Origin of the sequence: Nocardia sp. NPDC049737 (assembly GCF_040674755.1) — a bacterium.
Classification (GTDB): Bacteria; Actinomycetota; Actinomycetes; order Mycobacteriales; family Mycobacteriaceae; genus Nocardia.
On sequence record NZ_JBFANH010000015.1, the window covers coordinates 40,740 to 64,298 of the forward strand.

Consider the following 23,559-nt stretch of genomic DNA (forward strand, 5'->3'; position numbering starts at 1 on the left):
ATAGGTCGTGAGCAAGCCGTAGCAGGTGCGGCCAGAGTGCGGGCCCCGGGGGCGAGGGCTCGGCAGGTTGTGTCGTGAGTCTCGCGGTAGAAGTGCGCGGCCTGGTCAAGACTTACGGCCGGGTGCGGGTGCTGGACGAGGTCGACCTACAGATTCCGGCCGGCACGGTAATGGCGCTGCTCGGACCCAACGGCGCGGGCAAAACGACGACGGTGCGCATCGTGACCACCCTGCTGCGGCCGTGTGCCGGAGCGGTGCGGGTCGCGGGCATCGACGTCTTGCGCGATCCGGCGGCGGCACGTCGCCGCATCGGACTGTCCGGTCAGTACGCGGCGGTCGATGCCAATCTGACCGGATACGAGAATCTGCGCATGGTGGCGCGGCTGTACGGAATGTCGCAGCGGCAGGCCACATCTCGCGCGGCGGAGTTGCTGAGCGCCTTCGGTCTGGACCATGCGGCGCACCGTCGCGCGGGCACCTATTCCGGCGGTATGGCGCGGCGGCTCGACCTCGCCGGGGCATTGGTGGCGCGGCCCGCGGTGGTGGTGCTGGACGAGCCGACCACCGGGCTGGATCCGCGTGGCCGTCTCGATATGTGGCGCGTCATCGGCGATCTCGTCGTCGACGGCACCACGGTGTTGCTCACCACCCAGTATCTGGAAGAGGCCGACCAGCTCGCCGACCGCATCACGGTCATCGATCGCGGGCGGGTCATCGCGAAGGGGTCGGCCGATGAACTGAAGACCTCCATCGGCGGCGACAGACTCACCATCACGTTGGCCGCGGGCCAGGACGTGCTGCCCGCGCTGACGATCCTCGCGCAGGTCGGTATCGGTGAGCCAACTCACGATTTGGACGCGGACGAAGTTTCCATTGTGGTCGCCGACGGCTCTCGCACCATGGTCGAAGCGCTGCGCAGGCTCGACGACGCCGGGGTGTGCGTGGTCGACGCCGACGTGCACCGGCCCAGTCTCGACGACGTATTCCTGTCCCTCACCGGCACCGCCGCGCATGAACTCGAGCCGGAAATCGACGATGTACAAGAGGAGATCTTGTCTTGATGAGCACCGCAATCGTGCGCGCCGAAGCGGAACCGACCGCGAAAACCGAATCCCCGCAGGAGATTCGGCAGCCACACGTCCGGATCATCCGGGACAGCGCCATCGTCGCCTACCGGAATCTGCTGACCATCCTGCGGGTTCCGACCCTGTTGGTGACCGCGACGATCCAGCCATTGATGTTCGTCTTCCTGTTCGCCTACATCTTCGGCGCCTCACTCGGCGGCGGCCAATATCGCGAATTCCTGCTCGCCGGAATCTTCACCCAGACAGTCGCTTTCAACGCCGCCTTCACCACCGTCGGCCTAGCGGGCGATCTGGAGAAGGGCATCATCGACCGCATGCGCACGCTGCCGATGTCGCGGCTGGCGGTGCTGATGGGCCGCACACTCTCGGATCTGGTGGTGAATATTCTGAGCCTGGCCGTCATGGTCGGTTGCGGGTATATCGTCGGCTGGCGCATCAACGGCGGGATCGCCGATGCCGTACTGGCTTTCGCGATAATTCTGCTGTTCGCGTTCGCCATGTCATGGGTCGGCGCTATCACCGGTCTGTTCTCACCCACCGTCGAAGTCGCCCAGAGCGCGGGCCTGATCTGGCTGTTCCCGCTGACGTTCATCTCCTCGGCCTTCATCTCCGCGGAATCGCTGCCGGGCCCGTTGCGCACCGTTGCCGAATGGAACCCCATTACCGCGGTTTCCGCCGCCGGACGAAAGCTCTTCGACAACAGTGCACCCCCCACCTTCGGCACCCCAACCGGTTGGCCCGCCGACCACTGCATCGAATACGCGGTGGCGTGTTCCCTCGCCATTCTTATCGTGGTCGTACCGCTGGCTCTGCTGCGCTATCGCAAGGTCGCCAGCAAGTAGACCGCGATTCATCCTCGGGCAGCACCGGGTCGCCCGGGACAAGTTCTCACCCCCTTGTAGCAGCTGCTCACCCGCTATACCCCGGTGTGCAGCTGCCACAGGGAGTGCACGCCTTGGACTCGGGTACAAGAAAGGCCGCTTGCACCGGTTGATGCAAGCGGCCTTTTGTCAGTCTGCACCGGCTCCGGGCGAGGAACCTAGACCCGACGCCGTGTCTTCAGCAGATCCAGCCGCTCCTTCAGCAGCTCCTCCAGCTCTTCCTTGCTGCGACGTTCCAGCAGCATGTCCCAGTGCGTGCGCGGCGGCTTGACCTTCTTGGTCTCCTGGGTGGTGCCCTCCATGAGGGTGCCTTCCTGGCCGTTGCGGCAAAGCCAGGTCGGGGGGATCTCTGCGTCGTCGGCGAAGGGAACGTCGAACTCCTCGCCGTTATCGGTCCGGTACCGAGCAATCCGTCGCGGGGCCAGGTCGTGGTCGCGATCGGTTTCGTAGCTCACCGCTCCGAGCCGACTGCCCCGGAGTACGCGATCTGCCATGGTGTGCCTCTCCCTGTGTGCTCGAGTCTTGTTGCGCTGCGACCGCGTCCTTCATCGGTCACTGCCGGATGAACGCGTGACGCTCGCTGGACCTTAGATGTAACGATCGTGCCTGCGCCAATAGTTCCCCATCGGCGTTCTGGCGAACCGTTCCATTGTAGTCGGTGTCCCGGCCACACTCCGCCACGCCCGCGCCGCGCCGATTGAACCGGGGTCGCGAGTCCCATTCGGTCGGCATAACCATTAGGGTTCTGCGTCATGTCGCGCCGCTTGCTGTCCTGCTGCCTGTGGTGTGGGCGGGAGATCGTCGAATCGGAGGCCGGACGCCGTCGCCGGTACTGCCGTCAGTCCTGTCGCCAACGCGCCTACGAACACCGCAGCAGCTTGAAGGGAACCGGAATTCCGGCGGATTCGGTGGTACTGAGCGCCCAGGAGGCGGCCGATCTGGCCGACCGCTGGTTCGCCGCCCGCTGCGCCGCCGAGGACGTGGCCACGGCCATCGGTGAGGGCGCCGACACCGAAGAACTGAAGGCCTTGAGCGCCACCCTGCTGACCCTCACCCGCGAGGCCGAACGTCTGCGGTGAGCGTCGATCGCTAGCCGATTCTGCGCTCTTCGACCGATGTGCTCAGGCCAGTGCCATTCAGATCCAAGTACAGCAGTCGCTCGGTAACCGAAAGCGTGACCGTATTGCGGCGTTCGATGGCGGCTACCGCGGAATCGATGAAGTCGCGATCGAAGCTGTACAGCGGAATCGCTTCGGCGCGGTGGATCCGCTTGCCGGTGAGCTGTGCGAGCACCTTGGCCGGGTCGCGATGGGTGTAGATGGCAACGCGCTCTGCCGATTTGCTGCCGCGGTGTACACGATCGGCATCGGGTGCGCCGACCTCGATCCAGGCGGTGAGCTGACCGGTGAGATCGCGCACCAGCACCGCGGGCTCATCGGTGGACGAAACGCCGCCGTCGCTGAAGGCGATGCCTTCCTCATACTCGAGGCAGTAGGCGAGCAGTCGCGTCAGCATGAACTCGGCGGTTTCGGACGGGTGGCGCGCGACCCGTAACTCCAACTCCTGATAGACGCCACGGTCGACATCGGCGAGGTGGACGGCGAAGTTGTGCAGTGTTGCGCTGAGGGCCATAGGAGCAGGAGCTTAGTGAACGCGCGTGCCCGCGGCGAACAGTCGCACGGCGCTCGGGGCATTGTGGCCGTGGGCGCGCGCCCGCCAGTAGACGGCGAGGGTCAGTAGCGCAACCATCCAGATCAATACACCGACGGCGAACAGCGTCCGCCCGTCCGGATGCACCAGCGACTGGGCTCGCATCGCCTGCCAGAACACGATGGCGAGCAGTCCGGCATAGCCCGACGCGAATACACCGATCAACGCGGCGCGCGTGCGTTCGGCCCGCAGCCACTGGTAGCGCGGCGCCAACCAGGTCAGCGCGACAACCGCGAGCAGCAAGACTTGAATGGCGTGCAGCCCGAGGAAATGCGGGATCCGCAGATCACCGCCGATGGTGCTCCAGTGCGTGATCGGCATGCCGGCGACACCGTCACGCGCGTCCAGCGACGGGTTGTCCAGCACGGTATGTCCGGCCACCAACTCGACCACGTTGCCGTCGGTGTCGCGGACCAACTGTTTTCCCGTGAACCCCATCAGATACCCGAGTGCCATTCCCACGACCGCAAGGCCGAGTCCGGCGTGAATGGCCCGCGCGGTGGGCCGGTCCACCAGCTGCTGCCATGAAAGGATCAGCACGATAACGAGATTCGCGAAGAACAAGCCGGGCACGCCGGAGGCGAACACCAGCTGACCGATCGAATTCACCGCATCGGTCTCGCTGTTGAAATGGCTGTAGGTGCCGCGCGCGGCCTGCACCACGATGAACCCGACGTCCACGAATCCGGTGATCGCGAACACCGTCCCCATCCACCAGGTGACCCGACTTCCCCTGTGCGGCAATGACAGCAGCCATGCCAGGGTGATGCCATAGAGCACGAACGCGAGCCCGAATTTGAACGGTTTGAGCCATACGGATTCGTCGAGCAGCATCCGGTCGTCGAATGCCATGCCACCGGCCGAGAACAGGACCAGCGCAGCCATCGCGGCCACCATCCACAGCAGGGGGCGATGCAGGCGACCGCCGCCCGGCAGGTCCGGGACGACGGCGGGGCGACGGTGGCGCGCGGACTCGCCAGGGGCGGAAAGACTATCGGTCGTCGGCATGATCCGACGGTAGGAATCGACGACGCACGATCACGTCCCGCTGCGGCGCCATATGCGGGTAATACCCGGGTGCTAGAAATCGACCACCGGTCGCATTCGCTATTCCCTCATCGAATCGCGAATGCGCCGGTGGCCGAATCGGATACGGAGCCCTTACTCCGAGGCGAATCCGACGGCGATACCGCGTGCGCCGAGCCAGGGCATCGGATCGATCGGAGCGCCGTCGCCCGAGTGGACTTCGTAGTGCAGGTGCGGGCCGGTGGAGAAGCCGCGGTTGCCGACGGTGGCGATGACATCGCCGGCGCGCACCTGCTGACCGACGGTGGCGAGAATGTCGTTCACATGGCCGTAGACGCCGATGGTGCCGTCATCCTGCCGCACCCGTACCCACATGCCGAAGCCGGACGCCGGACCTGCCTCGATGACGGTGCCGTCGGTGACCGCGGCGATCGGGGTCCCGATGGGGTCGGAGAAATCGAGACCCGCGTGCAGCGCTCCCCAGCGCATGCCGAAGTTGGAGGTCAGCATGCCCTCGATGGGACGAACGGTGCGCGGCCGGGCCGCCTCGGCGGCGATGCGGTTGTGCTCCCAGCTCACGGCCTCGGGAACGGTCTGCGGCATCTGGGCCTCGCGTGGGGTGAACGCGGTGAAGGCGACGGTGTCACCGGTCCGGTCGGTCGACTGGTCGGTCTTTCCGGCCAGTGCGTCGGGCTCCACGGCGGCCAAGACGCCGAGCGAGGCGCTGACGGCTGCGGCCGCGGCTACTACCCGGGTTGCGGCGCGGTTGCGGCGGGAACGAGTCGCGCCGAGACGATAAGATAACGGTACGGTCACGGGCATGGCAAGAACGTACGGGACTGCCATTTGGGTTTCGTAATCCTGTGGCAACCGCCACAAGCCGAGAAAAGACCTGTTGGCGATAACGACCAGGTAACGACACGGCGTGTCTGCGTTATCTACCTGGCGAAATCGCGTAGTGCGGGGAATTGACCAGCCAGCGGGCAGTCGCTCACACTGTTTCAGTGGCGACTAATGGAGTTCTGGCCATCGAGGCGCTCGCCGACCCGACTCGTCGGGCCATTTTCGAGGCTTTGCCGACCGCGCCGATGTCGGTCGGCGATCTCGCGAAACTCGTCGGCGTAACCAGCTCGGCGGCCTCCCAGCATCTGCGTGTACTGCGCGAGGCCCGACTGGTGATGATGCGCCCGGACGGCAATCGGCGGCTGTATTTCCTGGACCCTCGCGGACTGGGCGACGCCCGTGACTACCTGGAGCGGTTCTGGCCCAGCGCGCTGGCGGCCTACGCCGCAGCCTTGAGCGACGCCCGCGCCGGGGGCAATGCCTGAACGGTGGTCAACCCACGCGGCGATAGGTTGTACGCCCGCGATTGTTTCCACTGCCCGGCCACGCCCGCTTGGCGAGCTGCTTGTCGACCGCGCTGATCACCTCGGTGACGCCGATCCGCAGCAATCCGGGGTCGGGCGTATCGGCCATCGGATCGCCGAGTTGACCGGCCCACAGCACCGCATGCCTGCCGAGGAGATGCGGTGGCGGCCCACCCCAGCGTGGCGGTGTCGGACCGAACAGCAAGACGGTGCGGGTTCCGAAGGCGGTGGCCAGATGCGCGACGCCGGTATCACCGCAGATGACGAGCGCGGCCTCGGCGACCGTGGCGGCGAGTTCGATGAGGTTCTGCTCACCCGCGAGCACCCGGCCTACGGGTAGGCCCGCGCGAGCGGCGATATTCAGCGCGGTATCGCGCTCGGACGGGTCACCGGTGAGCACCACTTCGCGACCGAGCACGAGCAGATGCCGCACGACCGCGGCGAACCGGTCCGGCGGCCAGCGACGAGCCGGTGCGCCCGCGCCCACGTGCACCACTACGCAGTCGCGACGACTGGTGGTCGCGACCGGCGGGACGAGCCCGAGATTGCGGCGATCGGCGACGATGCCGTCGGATTCGAGCAGATGACACCAGCGCTCGGCGTGATGCATATCCGCCTGCCATTCCGGGCCCTCCAGCTCCGGAAAGGCCGGATTGCGGTAGGAGAGGATGCGGCCGGGATCGGTCTTGGTGAGCGCGACGATGCTCTCGGCGCTCGGTCCGTGCAGATTCACCGCCAGTGCGGGTTGGGGGGCATCCCAGCGCAGGTCGCCGAGATCGGCTGTGGGCATCATGGAGTCGACGGAGGCGATGAGGTCGACGATGGGCTTCAGGCGATGCGGAGCGGCAAGGACGATCTGATCGCGCGGTTTCGCCCGTCGCAGCGCGCGCAACGCGGGAACCGCGGTGAGCAGATCACCGAGGCCACGTGCCTGCAGCACGAGAACAACCGCCACCCTCTTCTCCTAGCCACCCGAGATCGCGAACCCGACCCACCCGCTTCACCTCATGGGTGCACACGACGAGAGCCACTTAGGGATGACTACCCGAGCCCCCTCGGCGATAAACGTGAGCGAGTACCCCGTTATCGAGCCCACTGTCCGAGTCAGGGGACTAGCCTCGGCGATGGCGGCCACTACCACCAAGGAGCGTTCCTATGACCTCCCGACTCAACCCGTACATCAGTTTTTCCGACTCGGCCCGCACCGCGTTGGAGTTCTATCGCGATGTGTTCGACGGCACGCTGACTATGCAGACTTTCGGGGATATGGGGGATAAGGACGCGCCCGGCGCGCAGCTGATCATGCACGGCATGCTGGAAACGCCGAGCGGATTCACGCTGATGGCATCGGATACCCCGCCCGGTATGGAATACAAACCAGGAAGCAGCATTTCGATCAGTCTCAGCGGTGACGACGCCGACGAGCTGCGCGGCTACTGGGACCAGCTGTGCGCCGGCGGCACGGTGACCGTGCCGTTGGAGAAACAGATGTGGGGCGACGAATTCGGCATGTGCCTGGACCGCTTCGGTATCGCGTGGATGGTCAATATCGCGGCACCCGCCTAGCGGCTGCCCAGGCCGTCCTTCTAGCAAATCTCCAGAAAACTGATACTGCAAGGCCTAACATCACGTCATGACGACAAACAGCGTGCTAGAGGGTCCTCTGCAGTCGCTTGCGCGCAGTGCGTGGCAAACGGTTCTGGTCACCGGCATCCTGTCGGTGATCCTCGGTGTGATGATCCTGGTCTGGCCCGGTGTGACGTTGGTCGCCGCGGGCATCATCTTCGGCATCTACCTGGTGGTGAGTGGCTTCCTGCAGTTGGTGGCCGCATTCGGTACGCACACCAGCACCGGAATCCGGGTGCTCGCGTTCATCAGTGGTGTGCTGTCGATCATCATCGGTGTGTTCTGCTTCCGCGACGAGTTGGAATCAATTCTTTTACTCGGCCTGTGGATCGGAATCGGCTGGCTCTTCCGCGGTGTCGCGCTGCTGATGGCGGCGATCTCCGAGCCCGCGCTGCCGGGGCGGGTCTGGGAGGGTCTCTTCGGAATCATCACCGCGATCGGCGGTGTGGTGCTGATCGTGTGGCCGGTCGCGTCGGTGGCGACGTTGGCATTGGTCGCCGGGTGGTGGCTGATCATCCTGGGCATCATGGAGATCGTCACCTCGTTCGGTGTCCGCAAGGATGCGAAGAAGCTCGCTCAGATCTGAGATTCCGAGTTCCCGCGGCCGTCGCTCTCTTCGCGGCGGCCGCAGGCGTATTCCGTTGGGGGACTGATGTTCGCCTGCGCTCACCTCGCACGCTGTGAGCTGCTTCTCCGGCCGGAACCACGCCCACGCGGGTGTCGCTCCCGATCATCTGGGGTCGCTTCCCTCCCCGCGGCGTGACCGTACGAGTCGGTGTTAGCGTCGCGCGGGGATATCAACTATCGATCCGATCGGGCCCGACCGCGCGACCGATCGCGGATGGTGCGCAGCTAAGGGATGACCTGACCGATGCCGAACAAATTGCCTTCGCTGTCGCGGAACCACGCGCCCCGCTCGGCTCGGCCCTTGCTCGGATAGTTGCCCTCGATGTCCATGATCCCGTTCACGGTGCCGTCGTATTCTTCGAACACCACGCCGCGGGCACGCAGGCCCGCGACGGTTGCTTCGATGTCATCAACGTAGAAACCCATCTGGGTGAACGAGCCGTCGGACGCACCGGCGGAGGCGAATAGGCAGAAGACGCCCGACGCACCTTCGTAGCGCAGGCCGCCCTCGCGTTCCTCGACGGGTTCGAGGCCGAGTTTCTCGGCGTACCAGCTGCGGGCTCGGGCCAGATCCTTGGTGGGTATGCGGGCTTCGATGTGTGCGTTGCTCAGCATCTTCGTCATGGTAACCAGCCCGCCGCACGGCATGGGGCTTGATCTGCTGGCTCGCACGGCCTTCGACACGGCGTCATTCACGCCGTACCTTCGTTACAGGACGGAAGTAATGGAGGGCATCGAATGCGGGTCGATATCGAATTCACCAGTGGCGCAGTGACATTGCGGGGCTGGCTGTTCAGACCGGAAGAGGCGTCGGGCCCCGTCCCGTTGGTGGTGATGACACACGGCTTCGCGGGCGTCAAGGAATGGGTTGCCCCTTTCGCCGAAGTATTCAGCAAAGCCGGCCTGGCGTGTCTGGTGTACGACCACCCTGGATTCGGGACCTCCGATGGTGAACCGCGGTACGAGGTCGACCCCGTCGCCCAGATCGAGGGCTACCGCGACGCGATCACGTTCGCGCAGACCCTGGAGGGCATCGATCCGGAACGCATCGGCATCTGGGGAACCAGTTTCGCGGGCGGCCACGTTTTGGTCGTCGCGGCGACCGATCGACGCGTGCGCGCGGTGGTGTCGCAGGTGCCGCTCACCAACGGCTGGGCCAACTTCCGCAGTCTGGTCCCGTCCATCATGCTGCCTGCGGTCCATGCGGCTATCGCCGCCGACCGGCAAGCCCGCGCGTCGGGCAAACCACATCAGACGATCAAGGCGGCCTCCGATGATCCCACCGAACTGGTCGCCATGCCCGGTATCGAGGTCTACAACTGGTTGATGGCCAACGGCCCGCAGATCCCCACGTGGCGCAACGAGGTCACCCTCTCCAGTGTCGACAAATTCCAGTCTTACGCCCCGGAAGCCTTCCTGCGGCGCGTCTCTCCGACGCCACTGCTGATGGTGATCGCCGATCAAGACACCCTGACGCCGAGCGATATCGCGCTGCAGAGCTACGCCGAGGCATTGGAACCCAAACATCTGGCGCTGATTCCAGGTTCCCACTTCGCCGTCTACGAGGAGCAGTTCGAACGCGCGTCCAGCGTCGCCCGCGACTTTCTGCTTGCCGAGTTGAACGGATGACGCCTTCAGGTGAACACCGGTAGTGGTTCGGCCTGCTTGGGAGCGATACTTATTCCCGAGGAGGAAGCCTCGGGTTCAGCGGCGGACCTGGGAGAGCATGTGGTTCGTCAGCCAGTGCAATTCGCGAGGATCTCAGAGGGGCCGGAACCCGGCACCGACGCCACCTGACCGATCCATCTCACCCAGGATTACGCCGATCTCGATCGCCACGGCCGGATCGTGCACCGCCGCCGTGCCGCAGGCGATGTCGAAGACGGTCACGCCGAGCACCATCAGCCCGATATGCCCGATATTCATCCCGACGAGGCGGTCGCCGAGCGTGACCGGCCCGCCCGAATCGCCCGGCCTGGAGCAGAGCTGGCTCTGGAACCACCAGTCGCGCGCATCCCACACCACACCGCAGTCGAAGCCGGAGGTGCGGCCGTTTTTGCAGACGACATCGCCCGGTCGCGGCGGTGCGCCGATGCCGCCGATGAAGGTCTGCGCTATTTGGCGAACCGGCGTGACCTTGGTGCGGTCGAATTCGATGACGGCGAAGTCGTTGTTGCGGTTGACCGCGGCGACGGTGCCGATGACGCCCGCTCCCTGCGTCTCGGCCTGGACCGACATACCGATCTCGGCGCAGTGTCCTGCGGTGAGCCCGACCATCCGGTCGGCGCTGTCGTAGCCGACCGTGGTGAGGGTGCATACCGCTCGGCCGTCGAGCAGAATCCCGGAGCCGCCGCCCATTGTCGCCATTTGTGCGGCCGTCGCGCTACCAGGGAGCCCTGAGGGGGCAATGACCGCGATGATCGCGGCCACGAGCACGCGTATCCCGATCCTGCCCATGGCAACCATGTCGCTAACTGTCCGCCGTGGTCGCCACTTCTCGACCTTCGCTTTCGTTGCAGGTGGGACACGGTTTGATGTCGTCATCTCCGCCGTCGAGCCGCCGCCGTCCGCGGTGCACACGGAATCTCCACAATTGGTGCGGGTTCTCTCCACAGCGGGTGGCTAGGGTTTCGGTTCATGGAACAGCACGGGGCGGGCAACGGGCAGGCGGCGCGACGGATTCTAGTGGTCGACGATGAGGTGACCATCGCGGAATCGGTGGCGGTGCGGCTGCGGTCCGAGGGGTTCACCGTCGATCTGGCCCATGACGGTCCAGGGGCGGTTGCGGCGGCTGAGGCGGTCGTGCCCGATCTGGTGGTGCTGGATGTGATGCTGCCCGGCTTCGACGGTCTCGAGGTGTGCCGTCGCATTCAGGCCGCGCGCCCGATCCCGGTCCTCATGCTCACCGCACGCACCGACGAAACCGATCAGCTCATCGGCCTCGGCGTCGGCGCGGACGACTACTTGACCAAGCCGTTCTCGGTTCGTGTCCTCGCCGCGCGAGTCCATGCCCTGCTACGCCGCATGGACCGTGCCGTCGAACGCGACGGCGCCACCATCATCGTCGGTGATCTGCGCATCGATGTGGACCAGCGCCGGGTGTGGCGCGCCGATATCGAAGCCCAACTCACTCCGCTGGAATTCGACTTGCTGGTTCGGCTGGCACGACGCCCCCGCGTCGTGCTGGCCAGGGAACGATTGCTCGAAGAGGTTTGGAACTGGGCCGACGCCGCGGGCACCCGGGCGGTCGACAGTCATATCAAGGCATTGCGCCGCAAGCTCGGCGCGGACGTGATCCGTACGGTGCACGGTGTCGGCTACGCGTTGGACGCGCGATGAGTGCAGAGTCCGGTAGGGATCGCGCTATCGAGGATGGCGTACGTGCTGGTGCGGCGGGGCCGCAGTGGCGTGCGGCCGTTTCACCGAAGCTGGGTGCGATATCGGCCGCGGTCGCGGAGGTGCTGCCGCGGCCGCTGGATCCGGTGAAATCGATCAAGCTGAAGTTCGCGATTCTGATGCTCGGGTCGGCCGGGGTGGCATTCGGGTTCTTCCGGCTGCGGATCGGCTGGCTGCCGCCGAAGACGACGATCGCGGCAACGGTGATCGCGCTGATCACCTCGCAGATCCTCGCGCACGGCACCACTCGGCCGCTGCGCGAGATGACGGCGGCGGCCAAGCGGATGGCGCAGGGCGACTACACCCGCCGGGTGCGGGCCAGCTCACGCGACGAGGTCGGGCAACTGGCGGCAGCCTTCAATCAGATGGCCGCCGACCTGGCCGCCGCCGACCAACAGCGCCGCGACCTGATCGCCAATGTCTCGCACGAACTGCGCACCCCGATCACCGCGCTGAATGCGGTACTGGAGAACATGGTCGACGGTGTATCCGAACCCGACGACAAAACCCTGCGCACCGCACTCGCCCAGACCGAACGGCTCGGCCGACTCGTCGGCGAACTGCTCGACTTGTCCACCATCGAATCCGGCGCCCGCGCCCTGGACCGCGAAGAAATCAGCGTCACACCGCTTTTGGTCGAGGTCATCGCCGAGGCCGAGGTGGCCGCCGCGGCGCTCGGGCGCGGCGTGCGCTTCCGCACCGACGTGCAACCGAGCAGCGCAAGCGTTTTCGCAGACCGTGCACGTTTGCATCAGGTGTTGCTCAACCTGCTCGACAACGCGGCCCGCCACGGACCCGCCGGTGGCGAAGTCCGCATCGAGGCCCGCGTCGACCGCGGCGGTCTCGTCATCGACGTCCAAGACCAAGGCCCCGGCATCCCGATCGCCGAGCGCGCCACCATCTTCGACCGCTTCACCCGCGGCGGGCGCACCGATGGTGGCGGTACCGGACTGGGTCTTGCCATCTCCCGCTGGATAGTCGACCTACACGGCGGCACCATAGCCGTCGCCGATCCGGGCTCGCGCATCCGCGTGGTTCTCCCCGCCCCCTAACGCATTCCACTTTTCCGTAACCCGGACCAATGCGGTCCCGGGACGATCCCGCACACCCGTAGGAGGGCCCACTCATGCCAGATCAACCCGAACCACTTACCCCGCCCGAAGCGATATCGGAGCCGAGCGTACGAGCCGAGTCGGTAGCGGATGCGTCGAGCCCGTCGAGTGTGCTGATAAGTCCGCCATCGAGTGCGCCGCCAACCATGGCGCCACTTCCGCCGCCGAACTCCGGGTTGCCCGCGCCGCGACCCTGGCCGGTACAACTGCCGAGATGGCGGCGCATCGCCTGCCCGCCGGGCGTATTGCCCGCGGCGGGTATCGCAGGTCTCGCGGGCGCGGTGTTCATTCCGCTGGACCGGCCTGGGATCGGTTGGGTACTTGCCGGCTCGGTGGCGGCGGCCGCGGTATGCACGGTGGACCGCCGTGCACGTCACACGGCAGAAATGGCCGTGCCGACAAATCATGCGCTCGGCTCCGAGGCGAGGGAGCGTGACCCAGGACATTCGGCTCCTGAGGCGCCCGGTGGTCGGATGTTGCTCAAAGATGCTGGCGCGGAGTCCGATCGATCTGACGCGCACGGCAGCGGTTCGGTGGACAACGATGCGGTGCCGATCCCGAATTCGCCGAAATTGCCCGTTGCGAAGGCAACCGAACATGAACCAGGGAGCGAGGTTTCGGTCGGTGCCGGGGGTGGGGTCAGGCTGGAAGAGGGCGGTGCGGAAGCTGATCGAGCCGTACCGAGATTTGGTGTCCGCACTGCGAATTGGGGGCGGGTTTGGTGGATGATCCTGGCGTTGGCGCTGCTGGCCGTGGGGGCGATGCGGGCCGCGGGGTGGCTGTTCGCGCTCTGTGTTGTAGCGGCCGCGGTGGCCGGGTCGTTGGCTGTCGTCGGCCGACGGTCGGTATATGGCGCGTGGTACGACGTGATCGCGGTGCCGATCGAGTCTGTTGCGGGCGTTCCGTGGGTGTATTCGGCGTTCGGGCGGATCGGCGAAGGTCCGGCGCGGCGGTCGTGGCGAGCCGGGATATCGGTTGCGGTGACGCTCGCGTTGTTGGCGGTTTTCGTGCCATTGCTGGGCGGCGCCGATGCGACATTCGCGAAGCTGCTCGACGCGGTGACGCCGAAGCTCGACGCGGCATCGGTCGTGCAGTGGATCGCGCTGTTCGCGGTACTCGGGCTCGGCAGCGTCGGGGCGATGTATCTGCTTGCGGGTCCGCGAGCCGCGGCGACAGGCGCGCCATCCGGCCGATGCCTGCGACGGTTGGAATGGGCACTGCCGGTGGGCGCGCTGACCATCCTGTTCGCGGTCTTCGTCGCCGCCCAGTTCGTCGCGCTGTTCGGCGGTGACGACTACGTCCAGCGCACCGCGAATTTGACCTACGCCGAATACGCGCGCAGCGGATTCTGGCAGCTCTCGATCGTCAGCATCCTTACCCTCGCCGTAATTGCCGTCGTATTGCGTTGGGCCACACAGGAGTGCGCCGCCGACCGAGCCTGGTTGCGCATCCTGCTGTCCGCGATCGGCGTGCTGACGCTGATCATCGTCGCCTCGGCCCTCGGTCGCATGTGGACCTACCAGCAGGCCTACGGCTTCACCGTGATGCGCCTCTTGGTAGAGGTGTGCGAACTCTGGCTGGGTCTGGTGTACCTGCTGATGATCGCGGCGGTGCTGCGCCTCGACGGCACCTGGCTGCCGCGCGCCGCCATCGGCACCGCCATGTCGACGCTGTTCGCGCTGGCCCTGCTGAACCCGGAAGGCCTTGTCGCGGAACGAAATATCGACCGCTGGGAGCACGGCGGTAACCTCGACACGCTCTACCTCAGCAGACTCTCGCCCGATATCCTCCCTGCCGTCGGGCGGCTTCCGCAGCCGCAACGGGCGGAGATATTCGGCCCCATCCGCACTAGTCTCGACGACGACGCGTGGCAGAGCTGGAACCTGTCTCGCGCCCGTGCCCGCTAGGACACTCGTGCCTGGTTGCCGGCGATGGCGACATGCGCCAGACCGGACACGTGCGACTGCCGGGGACAGGCAGAGTTGCCGGGCCACCGAACTCAGCTGCCGGTCGCCAAGCCGTACGCGCCCATCAGAGTCCGAACCCCCGAAGTCGGCCCACGCCGACCTTTCGGCGATCTGTCCCCATGTCGCAGGGGCGCAGCGGGCGCTGAGTGCGCCGAAGCGCTGAATGTTTCGCGGCCTAAGTGAGGGCGCGGCGCACGGCGTCGGCGGGATCGGTGGCGAGTTGTGCTGCGGGGATGGGGCTTCCGCTGGCGTCGTGAAGTTGCCAGCCGCCGAGGGAGACGACGGTGATGGTGCCGCGGTGGTGAGCGAAAGCGAGTTCGGAGAGGGTGCCCCAGGGTCCACCGATCACGATGACGGCGTCGGCGGAGTGAATCAGGATGGCGTTTCGGGCCTCGCCCATACCGGTGTACAGGACAGCGGACAGACCGCGACAGGCGGCGGACCGGTCGGTATCAGGCCGAACCCCGATGACAAGACCGCCCATCCCGGAGGCCCCCTCGGCAACGGCCGCCATGACGCCGCTACCGCCGCCGCAGAGCACGGTGGCACCGGCAGCGGCGAGCAGCCGTCCCACCTCCGCCGCCCATTCGGCCTCGGTGTTCGTGCAATCACGCGGTCCGCACACCGCGACCTGCGCAGGTATGTCACGAGCCATGAAGTCGACGATAGTTGCTGGTCTCGGCGCCGAGCGGAGGGCATCTGCCGCATCGCGAGAGTCCGGTTCGCCGAACCCGATCTCAATGCCCGAGGCGCGCTCCACGCCCGCGACGCCGGTGCGTGTGAGCGTGACGAGTTCGTGGACCCGTGATCAGGCCACTGGCTCGGTGCCGAGCGGCGGATATCCGCTGGCCGGTTCGGGCAGGGCCCCGCGGGCTTACCAGAGGTGCCTACCGGCGCTTGGCGAGCAATGTATCGAGTTGAGTGGCGAATTCCTCGGCGGCACTTCGGTATCCGACGTGATCGCCCGGGAATTCCACGATGTCGAGTCCGAGGTGCTCGCCGAGTACCACATTGGGCAGCGCCGGGAAGGTTTCCTTCGAATCGTGTCCGACGACGAGGACGAGCTTGTCGGCGACGGATTGCAGTGCGTCGAAATCCGGTGTGTAGCGGACGTACTGACGCATCTCGTTCTCCATCCAGAACAGCATGTTCTGCTGGATGCGCGCACCGATCGCGGCGGCTTCGGGCGTGGGTTCTTCGGCGCCGGGCTGCTGCTGGCGCAGCCCGACGCCCGCGGCGAATGCGGAAATGGCGGCGACGAAGCCTTCGGACTTGCTTGTCTGGTAAACGTCGTCCAAGAAGGTGAGCCACTTGTCGGCATCGGGCAGGACGGTCGCCAGCGGCGGTTCGTGGGGGATGAGCGTGTGCACGAGTTCGGGTCGCGTCGTGAGCAATTCGAGCGCGACGATGGCGCCGGAGCTGCTGCCGAGCACGGCGGCGGGCTGATCGCCGAGGTGGGTGAGCAGTGCGGCGGCATCAGCGCCGTCCAGTTGGACGTTGTGGTCCTGCGCTGGGCTGCGGGAGAATCCGCGCCGATCGTAGGAAACCACCGTATAGCGATCCGCCAGGCGCTCGGCGATCTGATCGAAGCTCCCGGCGTCGCCATTGCCGCCCGGGATGAGCAGCAGCAGCGGTCCGGTGCCGCGGATCTCGTAGTACAGCGTCGCACCGGGCACGGCGAGGGTGTGGCTGGTGGGAACGTCCATGGGAAAGGCTCCTGGTAGATAGGACAGTTGCCGCAACGCTTCCCGGATGACGGGCAGTGCCGCGGTGGGCGGGTCCGCATCGACCCAACGGTCGATGGCGACCTGCAGTGCCGTCGCGATCGCGCCCGCCATGATCCGCGGGAACATCTCGGTGTGCGGGTCGTGGCCGGTGCGTTCGGCGATGGCCGTCGCGATGGCCTCTTGGATGACGGCCTGCGCCTTGAGATATTCACCCTGCAGCGCGGGCTCGGCGGTGATCAGCCGAATACCGCGAGTCCACACCGGATCGGGCAATTCGTCGTCGCGGAATTCGGCGAGTACCGCGTGGATGACCGCGGGCCACAGCGCTTCGGCCGCCGGACGATCGTGCAGTCCGTCCGCGATCCGCCGGGCCCGATCGACCGCCACCGAGCACACGGCCTCGTGCTTACTGGCGAAGTAGTTGTTGAACGTGCGTGGCGAAACTCCCGCCGCCGCCGCGATGTCCTCGACCAGCACGCTGTCGAGCCCATGCTCGACCGCCAGCCGTAGCGCCGCGAATCCGAGCGCCTCCCGAGTCGCGAGCTTCTTGCGTTCGCGCAACCCGAGTACGAATGCCACGCTTTCACGATACGCAATCTTGCGTGGCACGCAAGATTGCGTGATCGGAAAGTTGTGCGCCCCAAGGGGATCGAAAACCCCGCAACCGCCGCCGCCCGAGATCAGTACAGCCGCCACCCGTCTCGGCGAATTGCTCGCGAAACATTCGCCGCGTGCGGACATGTGGCGTAGGAACCGGCCGGCACTTGCGGTGTCGGCCGTAGGCGGCCCAGGGCACTTTTGTTCGGAGGCTACGCAGACTTGCGTAGCACCGAAATCCGCCCTCCACTCCACGCGACCAGCACCGCGGCCAGGAACGACAACAGCGACGCGCTCATCCAGGCCTGTTTGGTGAAGTGCAGCTTTTCCTGCACGTCCACCCAGAAGTCGGTCCATACTCCGGCGTCGCCCGGGTTGATCAGCTGGTAGACCGAAAGTCCCACCAGCCACGCGAAAACCATGCCCCACCGCGATGGCGCGTTCGCCGAGGTATTCCACTGGTCAGGCCTGCGAAGGAAGAAGTCCGCGACGAGCACGCCGAGCAGCGGCACGAAAACCGACCCGATCAGGCCGAGGAAGCCGAAGTAGTTCGCCATGTTCAGCCGCAGCGCGAGCAGTGTGATCAGCACACCCAGGCCGATCGAGAGCACCCGGCGATCGACCCGGGGCGTGAGGTTCTGGATCGATACGGCCGTCGAGTACACATTCGCGAACGACTGGTCGGCCTCACGGAAGACGAAGATGAAGAAGAACACCGCACCGAGGGTCACCTTCAGGAACGGCGAATACACCCCGCCGTCGCCGGGCGCGAGCGCCAGCGCGAACAGCCCGAGCACATAGGCGATGATCTGGGTGAACGCATACGCCCCACTGGCCGCGCCGAATGCCGCACCGGTGCTGCGGGAGTGACGGGTGTAGTCGGCCGCCACCGGCACCCACGAAATCGAAACCGCGAGCGCCGCATCGGTAGCGACCCAGAACAGATTCCAATCCACACCGAACGGCCCGCCACCCGCGGTGCCCGGGTTGGCGGTGAGATCAGGCAGACCCGCGCGCACGAATTGGACGTAGAACCAGATCAACGCGATCACCACGCCGACGGTCACGAACCGTCGCAGCATCCGGACCGAACCGAGCGGCCAGATCGTCAAGACCGTCGTCAGCGCGCCCGCGGCGACCACGTAAATCCAGTGCTGACCACCATCGAACAACTCCTCCGCCGCATCGCCGATGACGATCAATTCGAAGGTGCCCCAACCGATCAGCTGCGCGATATTGAGTACGGTCGGCAGATAGCTGAGCTTCGCGCCGAATAGTCCGCGCAGCAACATCATCGCGGGCTTACCGGTCTTGGCTCCGGGCACCGCGGCAAGACCGAGCATGAGGCCGCCGACCACCGTACCGATGATCATCGCGAGAATGCCCGCGGCGATGGAGATCTGCGCGGCGCCATCGGAATTCGGCGCCAGCACCGTGTACGCACCGGAGAATGCGAACAGGCTGACCCCGAGGTTCGCCCAGAACGCGCCCTGATCCCAGAACGAGAGCACCTTCGGCGCTGGCTGGTCCAGGGTCAGCGGTGCTTCGCGCCGCTCGGATTGATCAAGGGTGGGTGCAGACATCCCGGTACCGCTCTCCCTACGCCGGCATTACCCGGACAGGTTCATGCGGTCGGCGAAACATGGGGTCCGCCCTCTCAGCCCGGCCGTGCCCGAGCTCCCGCGCTGGGTTTTCGGGCGAAATGCTACACCCGTGCACGGCGCGCCGGGCCGCGCCTTCGGACATTCCAGACAGGTTCCGCGGAGACCGCCCCGAACATCGCAACCACCGCCCATACTGTCCGGTACCGACCTGGTTATTGCTCGGTTATCTGCCGCTCATCGCTCACCTCGACTGGAATGAGTATGCGCCTATGATGCTGATCGCCTTGCACGAGACCGTCCTCGCTCAAATCGGGAATCCGACGCCGGAGGCACCGCCCAATTCGGAGAAGATCCTGCAGATGGTCCGCTACCTGACCTGGTTTGTCATGCTGTCGGGTGTCTGCGGCATCACCTACGCGGGCGGCCGGTTCGCGTGGGAGAAGTGGAGCGGCGGCACCCTGGACTCGCCGAAAATGCTTGCCGGCGCGATGCTCGGTGGTGTCATCGCAACCAGCGCGGGCACCATCATGAACTCTATCGTCGGCTGAAAACAGTTGTGGGTGTTCGGCTGACGCTGGCTCCGGCAGCGGCGGCGGCGCGCGCGAAGACGACCGCGTCGCGCACCGCCGCGCCGCCGGGATCATTGTTGAAGTAGACGAACACCTCTTCGCGATCCGACCAGGTGTCGGCCAGCCGTCGCGCCCAACTGGACAGTGCCGTGCGTCCGTAGCGCGGTGTGGGTGTGGCACGTCCGGAATGCAGTCGCAGATAACCCCAGTCCGTCGTGCGCCACAGCGGCGCGACGGGACGGGAGCGGACATCGGCCCAACACAGCGCCGCGGCGTGTTCCGTCAGCACGGCACGAACTTCCGGAATCCACCAGGAATCGTGCCTGGGTTCGACCGCGATCCGGACTTCGGGCGGAAAACAGCGTAGGCACGCGTCGAGCAGTGCCGGATCGACCCGCAGTGTCGGCGGAAGTTGCAACAGCACCGGCCCCAGCTTGTCGCCGAGTACACGGGCGTGTTCCATCAAGCGCCCGACCGGCTCCTCGGGTTCGCGCAGTCGCTTGATGTGGGTGAGGAAACGGCTTGCCTTGACCGCGAAACAGAAGTCCGGCGGCGTCCGATCCCGCCATGCCGCAAAGGTCTCCCCGCTGGGCAGTCGATAGAAAGCATTGTTGCTCTCGACCGTTGCGAAGCCCGCGGCGTAGGTTTCCAGCCACGCACGCTGCGGAACATTCGTCGGATACAGCACCTCGCGCCAGTCCCGGTACTGCCAACCCGATGTGCCGACGAGTAGGGGCATACCTCCATCGAAGCACTTTCTGACGGCCCTCATGTCAACGACGCTATGTAGTAGATAGATTCTCGTACCACGTGCTGATCTTCAGCTTCCCGAGCCATATCACCGACGCGATCGAGCACATGGTGACCAGCGCGACGCTACTGGCTCTCCGTGCCGTACAGGTCGTCCGGGATCGTGGCCTGCGCCCGGTCTCCGGTTCGTCCGGTCAGTAGCACCCTTCAAGGGTGGCTGCGGCGACCACATCGATGACATCGGTGACCTCGTTGCGCGCGTGCATCGCGATGCGTTGTCGCCGCGCGCCGTTGCCACGCGCCAGAACTGCTTTGACGGTATCGGCGACGAATTGCTGGTCGCCGGACTGTTCGAGCGCGGGGGTGAGGTGGTCGATCAGACCGGCGAGCAGGGTGCTGGCCGGAAGGGCGCGCCCACTGATCGTGTCGAGCCCGTCTCCGTCCAACCCGGACCGGGCGGCTTTCCAATACGCGGCCCGCAAAACCTCCGCGGGCACCGGGGGCGGTGGCAACCCATCCTGAATCGCCGTCTGCGCCATGACGACCGCCGCGCGAATCAGCGTGGCCAACAACGCCGTTTCCTCGACCGTCGCCGGTACATCGCTGACGCGCACCTCGACGGTCGGGTACGAGGCCGAGGGCCGCACATCCCAATACACCATCGCCGTATCGAGAATGCTGCCGCTGGCGAGCATCATCTGCACCATATCGTCGTAGTCCGCGACGGAATCGAAGAAGGGCGGGGGACCGGCACTGGGCCACCGCCGCCACATGATGCTGCGCCAACTGGCGTATCCGGTATCGGTGGCGCGGTAGACAGCGGAATTGGCGGTCAGCGACAACAACACCGGTAACCACGGCCGCAAATAATTCCCGACCCGTATCGCGATATCTCGTGACGACACCCCGACATGCACGTGGCAGCCGCACAAACCCTGTTCATGGGCGAGCATCCCGAAGTTTTGTTCGATACGTTGATAGCGAGGTGTATCGGTGACCGGATACGCATCCGGTATCGCGGGCGGCACCGCCACCGCAAGCAATCGGGCACCGTGCTTCTCCGCGCAATTCGCCACGCTGCGGCGCAGTCGGCACAGGTCATCGAGCAATTCAGGGGTCCGGGTGTGCACCCCGGTATTGATCTCGACCTGACACCGCGTCAACTCCAACTGCAGATCGATACCGACATCGGCGGCCGCCCCCGCGACTTCGACATTGCGCGGACTCGGCGCACCCGTGATCGGATCCGCCAGAAGGAACTCCTCTTCCACGCCGACGGTGGGTAGGACCACGGCCATCACTGGATTTTACTGCGCAAATCGCTGATCCGGACGGATGCCGGAATCGTTTGAGTGCCCCGCGCCGGGGTAGGCCGACCTTAGTGAAGGATCGGCGAGAAAGGGGTCCGGTATGTCCGAGGAATTGCGCGGTGTGCGCGCATTGGTCATTACCGCGAATACCGGCGTCGAACACGACGAGCTGCTGATGCCGCTGGACTGGTTGCGCGAACACGGCGCCGTCGCCGTGCATGCGACCCCCGAACGTGGCGAGGTCCAGACTTTTCGACACGATGTCGACAAAGACGAGGTCGTGCAGCCGGATGCGGCGCTCAACGACCTCGAGGCCGACGATTTCGACCTGCTCGTCGTGCCGGGCGGAACGGTGAACGCGGATAAACTGCGCGTCTGCGAACGCGCCGTGGAAGTGGCGCAGCAGTTCGTGCGTGCGGGCAAACCGGTCGCGGCGATCTGCCACGGCCCGTGGCTGCTCGTGGAGGCCGACGTCGTCGCGGGCAAGACCCTGACCTCCTATCCCTCGCTGCGCACCGACGTCGTCAACGCCGACGGCCGCTGGATCGATCGAGCGGTGGTGCGTTCCGACGAGAACGGCTGGCCGCTGATCACCTCCCGCAGTCCCGGCGACCTGACCGCATTCACCGAAGCTATCGGCGCCGAGCTCACCGCGGCCCCGTCGGCCCAGGCCTTCGCCGGCGATGAGATCTTCTGACACCGGTGAGTTTCCCGGACACGGATCGTCCTACTGATATGGACACAATCAACCTCGCCGACCGCTATGAGCTGCCGCCGATCGACTGGGAAAGCATTCGCAGACGACTCGACGCGGGCATCGAACAAGCGCCTGGCAGTGGCGGTCTCGACCGGCACACCTGCTGGTTGTCGACGATCAATCCGGACGGCAGCCCGCATGTCACCGCAGTCGGCGCGCTCTGGATCGACGGCGCCTTCTGGTTCACCACCGGTGCCCGCAGCCGCAAGGGCCGTAACCTGGCTCGCGATCCGCGCTGCTCGATGAGTGTGGCCACCCACGAATTCGACCTGGTCGTCGAGGGCACCGCGACCAGGATCGCCGATCCCGCCGCCGTCGCCGATATGGCCCGGCGCTGGGCCGACGGCGGCTGGCCGTGTCGCGTGGACGACACCGGAGAGGCGCTCACCGCCGAATACAGCGCCCCATCCGCCGGCCCGCCGCCTTGGCAGGTCTACCGTCTGACCGCGCTCACCGCCACGGCCCTGTCCACCGTGGAACCCGGTGGCGCGACCCGCTGGCGGTTCTGAGTCGCCGCACCTCGATTACCCGTCAGGTAATCGTGTCGGGACCGCGGGCTTCGTAGGATCGGCAGCATGAGTACGCAGACAGCCGGTGACCTGCTGCGCCATTGGCGGCTCGAGCGCAGGCTCAGCCAGCTGGAATTGGCCGGGCGCGCCGAAACCTCCGCGCGGCACCTGAGTTTCATCGAAACGGGTCGCGCGAATCCGAGCCGCACCATGCTGGTGCACCTGTGCGAGCAGTTGGAAATCCCATTGCGCGAACGCAATCGGCTGCTGCTCGCGGCCGGATTCGCACCCGCCTACGCCGAACCATCCCTCGATACACCCGCGATGGACGCGGTGCGCGGTGCGATGCGCCAGATCCTCGCGGGCCACGATCCCTATCCTGCACTGGCCATCGACCAGAGCTGGAATATGATCGACGCCAATTCCGGTGTGGCACTGCTGTTGGCGGGTATCGACCCGAAACTGCTCACCGCACCGGTGAATGCCCTGCGCCTGAGCCTGCACCCCGATGGTATGGCCAGCCGCATCGTCAATCTGGCCGAATGGCGCGGCCATATCTTCGAGCGGTTGTCGCGCCAGATCGAAGTCACCGGTTCGCCGGAATTGATCGAGCTCCGCGACGAATTGCGCGAATACCCCGGTGGCACAGCCGATCTCATTCTCCCCGAACCGGACCAGGCCGTCGTCCCGCTACGCCTGCGCCACGATGACCACGAACTGTCCTTCATCAGCGTCACCACCGTCTTCGGCACGCCGATGAACGTCACCGTCGCCGAACTCGCCATCGAATCGTTCTTCCCTGCCGATGAGGAGACCAAGAAGCGCCTCAACGCCGCATCGTGATGAGCGGCCGTTGTGCTGTGTGCGTCATGGTGATCGACGCCAGTGACTACGGATCAACCGCGCCGAATCGAGGCTCGAGGGGGTAGGTTCGGGGCG

At 65.9% G+C, this 23,559-nt stretch carries 28 protein-coding genes and 1 riboswitch; of the genes, 15 read left to right on the forward strand and 13 right to left on the reverse strand.

Annotated features, from left to right (window positions below; translation table 11 throughout):
- Positions 1 to 74 precede the first annotated feature (74 nt).
- Complete coding sequence (locus AB0J47_RS20735; RefSeq protein ID WP_364347993.1) at positions 75 to 1,061, forward strand: ATP-binding cassette domain-containing protein; 987 nt, start codon at positions 75 to 77, stop codon at positions 1,059 to 1,061.
- An 83-nt stretch (positions 1,062 to 1,144) separates the two neighbouring features.
- The gene (locus tag AB0J47_RS20740) at positions 1,145 to 1,927 is read left to right on the forward strand and encodes an ABC transporter permease (protein ID WP_364348451.1); all 783 of its coding nucleotides are present in this window, start codon (positions 1,145 to 1,147) and stop codon (positions 1,925 to 1,927) included.
- A 197-nt stretch (positions 1,928 to 2,124) separates the two neighbouring features.
- Here the strand turns inward: AB0J47_RS20740 and AB0J47_RS20745 are convergent, their stop codons facing one another.
- Entirely contained in the window at positions 2,125 to 2,460 is a 336-nt protein-coding gene (locus tag AB0J47_RS20745; protein ID WP_040691372.1) for an RNA polymerase-binding protein RbpA, read from the reverse strand.
- Positions 2,461 to 2,718: 258 nt separating this feature from the next.
- Between AB0J47_RS20745 and AB0J47_RS20750 the strand changes: the two genes are divergently transcribed.
- The gene (locus AB0J47_RS20750; protein WP_364347997.1) at positions 2,719 to 3,045 is read left to right on the forward strand and encodes a hypothetical protein; all 327 of its coding nucleotides are present in this window, start codon (positions 2,719 to 2,721) and stop codon (positions 3,043 to 3,045) included.
- A 10-nt stretch (positions 3,046 to 3,055) separates the two neighbouring features.
- Here the strand turns inward: AB0J47_RS20750 and AB0J47_RS20755 are convergent, their stop codons facing one another.
- From AB0J47_RS20755 to AB0J47_RS20765, 3 genes are all read right to left on the reverse strand, one after another.
- Positions 3,056 to 3,598, reverse strand: coding sequence for a YaeQ family protein (locus AB0J47_RS20755; RefSeq protein ID WP_364348000.1), 543 nt, complete (start codon positions 3,596 to 3,598; stop codon positions 3,056 to 3,058).
- Between the two features lie 12 nt (positions 3,599 to 3,610).
- The gene (locus tag AB0J47_RS20760) at positions 3,611 to 4,684 is read right to left on the reverse strand and encodes a hypothetical protein (RefSeq protein ID WP_364348003.1); all 1,074 of its coding nucleotides are present in this window, start codon (positions 4,682 to 4,684) and stop codon (positions 3,611 to 3,613) included.
- 153 nt (positions 4,685 to 4,837) lie between these two features.
- Positions 4,838 to 5,524: a M23 family metallopeptidase gene (locus AB0J47_RS20765; protein ID WP_364348006.1), complete on the reverse strand. Its 687-nt coding sequence runs from the start codon at positions 5,522 to 5,524 to the stop codon at positions 4,838 to 4,840.
- 182 nt (positions 5,525 to 5,706) lie between these two features.
- On the opposite strand from AB0J47_RS20765, the gene AB0J47_RS20770 reads away from it, so the two are divergent.
- Positions 5,707 to 6,030: a metalloregulator ArsR/SmtB family transcription factor gene (locus AB0J47_RS20770; protein WP_364348009.1), complete on the forward strand. Its 324-nt coding sequence runs from the start codon at positions 5,707 to 5,709 to the stop codon at positions 6,028 to 6,030.
- A gap of 7 nt (positions 6,031 to 6,037) precedes the next feature.
- Here AB0J47_RS20770 and AB0J47_RS20775 read toward each other — a convergent pair whose 3' ends face one another.
- Positions 6,038 to 7,024, reverse strand: a complete 987-nt coding sequence (locus AB0J47_RS20775) for a glycosyltransferase family 9 protein (protein WP_364348012.1) — start codon at positions 7,022 to 7,024, stop codon at positions 6,038 to 6,040.
- Between the two features lie 200 nt (positions 7,025 to 7,224).
- Between AB0J47_RS20775 and AB0J47_RS20780 the strand changes: the two genes are divergently transcribed.
- Together AB0J47_RS20780 and AB0J47_RS20785 are read left to right on the forward strand one after the other, a co-directional pair.
- Entirely contained in the window at positions 7,225 to 7,635 is a 411-nt protein-coding gene (locus tag AB0J47_RS20780) for a VOC family protein (RefSeq protein ID WP_364348015.1), read from the forward strand.
- A 67-nt stretch (positions 7,636 to 7,702) separates the two neighbouring features.
- Positions 7,703 to 8,281 (forward strand): HdeD family acid-resistance protein, encoded by a 579-nt coding sequence (locus AB0J47_RS20785; protein WP_364348018.1) that lies wholly within the window; start codon positions 7,703 to 7,705, stop codon positions 8,279 to 8,281.
- Between the two features lie 266 nt (positions 8,282 to 8,547).
- Here AB0J47_RS20785 and AB0J47_RS20790 read toward each other — a convergent pair whose 3' ends face one another.
- A complete protein-coding gene (locus tag AB0J47_RS20790) occupies positions 8,548 to 8,937 on the reverse strand; it encodes a VOC family protein (protein WP_364348021.1) in 390 nt (129 codons plus the stop codon).
- 123 nt (positions 8,938 to 9,060) lie between these two features.
- Here AB0J47_RS20790 and AB0J47_RS20795 point away from each other — a divergent pair, with 123 nt between their 5' ends.
- Positions 9,061 to 9,951: an alpha/beta fold hydrolase gene (locus tag AB0J47_RS20795; RefSeq protein ID WP_364348024.1), complete on the forward strand. Its 891-nt coding sequence runs from the start codon at positions 9,061 to 9,063 to the stop codon at positions 9,949 to 9,951.
- A gap of 132 nt (positions 9,952 to 10,083) precedes the next feature.
- Here the strand turns inward: AB0J47_RS20795 and AB0J47_RS20800 are convergent, their stop codons facing one another.
- The gene (locus tag AB0J47_RS20800; protein ID WP_364348027.1) at positions 10,084 to 10,788 is read right to left on the reverse strand and encodes a S1 family peptidase; all 705 of its coding nucleotides are present in this window, start codon (positions 10,786 to 10,788) and stop codon (positions 10,084 to 10,086) included.
- A 171-nt stretch (positions 10,789 to 10,959) separates the two neighbouring features.
- On the opposite strand from AB0J47_RS20800, the gene AB0J47_RS20805 reads away from it, so the two are divergent.
- Positions 10,960 to 11,661: a response regulator transcription factor gene (locus tag AB0J47_RS20805; RefSeq protein ID WP_364348030.1), complete on the forward strand. Its 702-nt coding sequence runs from the start codon at positions 10,960 to 10,962 to the stop codon at positions 11,659 to 11,661.
- Positions 11,658 to 12,770 (forward strand): ATP-binding protein, encoded by a 1,113-nt coding sequence (locus AB0J47_RS20810; protein WP_364348033.1) that lies wholly within the window; start codon positions 11,658 to 11,660, stop codon positions 12,768 to 12,770. The genes AB0J47_RS20805 and AB0J47_RS20810 overlap by 4 nt, the downstream gene beginning before the upstream one ends.
- An 82-nt stretch (positions 12,771 to 12,852) precedes the next feature.
- Here the strand turns inward: AB0J47_RS20810 and AB0J47_RS20815 are convergent, their stop codons facing one another.
- The gene (locus AB0J47_RS20815) at positions 12,853 to 13,119 is read right to left on the reverse strand and encodes a hypothetical protein (protein WP_364348036.1); all 267 of its coding nucleotides are present in this window, start codon (positions 13,117 to 13,119) and stop codon (positions 12,853 to 12,855) included.
- Positions 13,120 to 13,555: 436 nt separating this feature from the next.
- On the opposite strand from AB0J47_RS20815, the gene AB0J47_RS20820 reads away from it, so the two are divergent.
- Complete coding sequence (locus tag AB0J47_RS20820; RefSeq protein ID WP_364348039.1) at positions 13,556 to 14,737, forward strand: DUF4173 domain-containing protein; 1,182 nt, start codon at positions 13,556 to 13,558, stop codon at positions 14,735 to 14,737.
- Positions 14,738 to 14,972: 235 nt separating this feature from the next.
- Here AB0J47_RS20820 and AB0J47_RS20825 read toward each other — a convergent pair whose 3' ends face one another.
- The 3 genes from AB0J47_RS20825 to AB0J47_RS20835 form a co-directional block, all read right to left on the reverse strand.
- Entirely contained in the window at positions 14,973 to 15,452 is a 480-nt protein-coding gene (locus AB0J47_RS20825) for a dethiobiotin synthetase (RefSeq protein ID WP_364348041.1), read from the reverse strand.
- 232 nt (positions 15,453 to 15,684) lie between these two features.
- Complete coding sequence (locus AB0J47_RS20830; RefSeq protein ID WP_364348044.1) at positions 15,685 to 17,103, reverse strand: alpha/beta fold hydrolase; 1,419 nt, start codon at positions 17,101 to 17,103, stop codon at positions 15,685 to 15,687.
- Between the two features lie 230 nt (positions 17,104 to 17,333).
- On the reverse strand, positions 17,334 to 18,704 hold the full coding sequence (locus tag AB0J47_RS20835) for a cytosine permease (protein WP_364348047.1): 1,371 nt from the start codon (positions 18,702 to 18,704) through the stop codon (positions 17,334 to 17,336).
- Positions 18,699 to 18,815: riboswitch (TPP riboswitch) on the reverse strand. Its footprint overlaps the gene before it by 6 nt.
- 179 nt (positions 18,816 to 18,994) lie before the next feature.
- Between AB0J47_RS20835 and AB0J47_RS20840 the strand changes: the two genes are divergently transcribed.
- Positions 18,995 to 19,273 carry a hypothetical protein gene (locus AB0J47_RS20840; protein WP_364348454.1) on the forward strand — a complete coding sequence of 93 codons (279 nt, stop codon included), beginning with the start codon at positions 18,995 to 18,997 and terminating at the stop codon, positions 19,271 to 19,273.
- Here the strand turns inward: AB0J47_RS20840 and AB0J47_RS20845 are convergent.
- On the reverse strand, positions 19,260 to 20,033 hold the full coding sequence (locus AB0J47_RS20845; RefSeq protein ID WP_364348457.1) for a DUF72 domain-containing protein: 774 nt from the start codon (positions 20,031 to 20,033) through the stop codon (positions 19,260 to 19,262). The genes AB0J47_RS20840 and AB0J47_RS20845 overlap by 14 nt on opposite strands.
- A 71-nt stretch (positions 20,034 to 20,104) precedes the next feature.
- Between AB0J47_RS20845 and AB0J47_RS20850 the strand changes: the two genes are divergently transcribed.
- Positions 20,105 to 20,245 (forward strand): hypothetical protein, encoded by a 141-nt coding sequence (locus tag AB0J47_RS20850; RefSeq protein ID WP_364348050.1) that lies wholly within the window; start codon positions 20,105 to 20,107, stop codon positions 20,243 to 20,245.
- Here the strand turns inward: AB0J47_RS20850 and AB0J47_RS20855 are convergent.
- Entirely contained in the window at positions 20,239 to 21,342 is a 1,104-nt protein-coding gene (locus tag AB0J47_RS20855) for a glutamate--cysteine ligase (protein WP_364348053.1), read from the reverse strand. The two genes, AB0J47_RS20850 and AB0J47_RS20855, sit on opposite strands and share 7 nt — an antisense overlap.
- Before the next feature lie 112 nt (positions 21,343 to 21,454).
- On the opposite strand from AB0J47_RS20855, the gene AB0J47_RS20860 reads away from it, so the two are divergent.
- From AB0J47_RS20860 to AB0J47_RS20870, 3 genes are all read left to right on the forward strand, one after another.
- Complete coding sequence (locus tag AB0J47_RS20860; RefSeq protein WP_364348056.1) at positions 21,455 to 22,051, forward strand: type 1 glutamine amidotransferase domain-containing protein; 597 nt, start codon at positions 21,455 to 21,457, stop codon at positions 22,049 to 22,051.
- A gap of 38 nt (positions 22,052 to 22,089) precedes the next feature.
- Positions 22,090 to 22,620, forward strand: a complete 531-nt coding sequence (locus AB0J47_RS20865) for a pyridoxamine 5'-phosphate oxidase family protein (RefSeq protein WP_364348059.1) — start codon at positions 22,090 to 22,092, stop codon at positions 22,618 to 22,620.
- A 66-nt stretch (positions 22,621 to 22,686) separates the two neighbouring features.
- Positions 22,687 to 23,463 carry a helix-turn-helix transcriptional regulator gene (locus tag AB0J47_RS20870; RefSeq protein ID WP_364348062.1) on the forward strand — a complete coding sequence of 259 codons (777 nt, stop codon included), beginning with the start codon at positions 22,687 to 22,689 and terminating at the stop codon, positions 23,461 to 23,463.
- Positions 23,464 to 23,559: the final 96 nt, after the last annotated feature.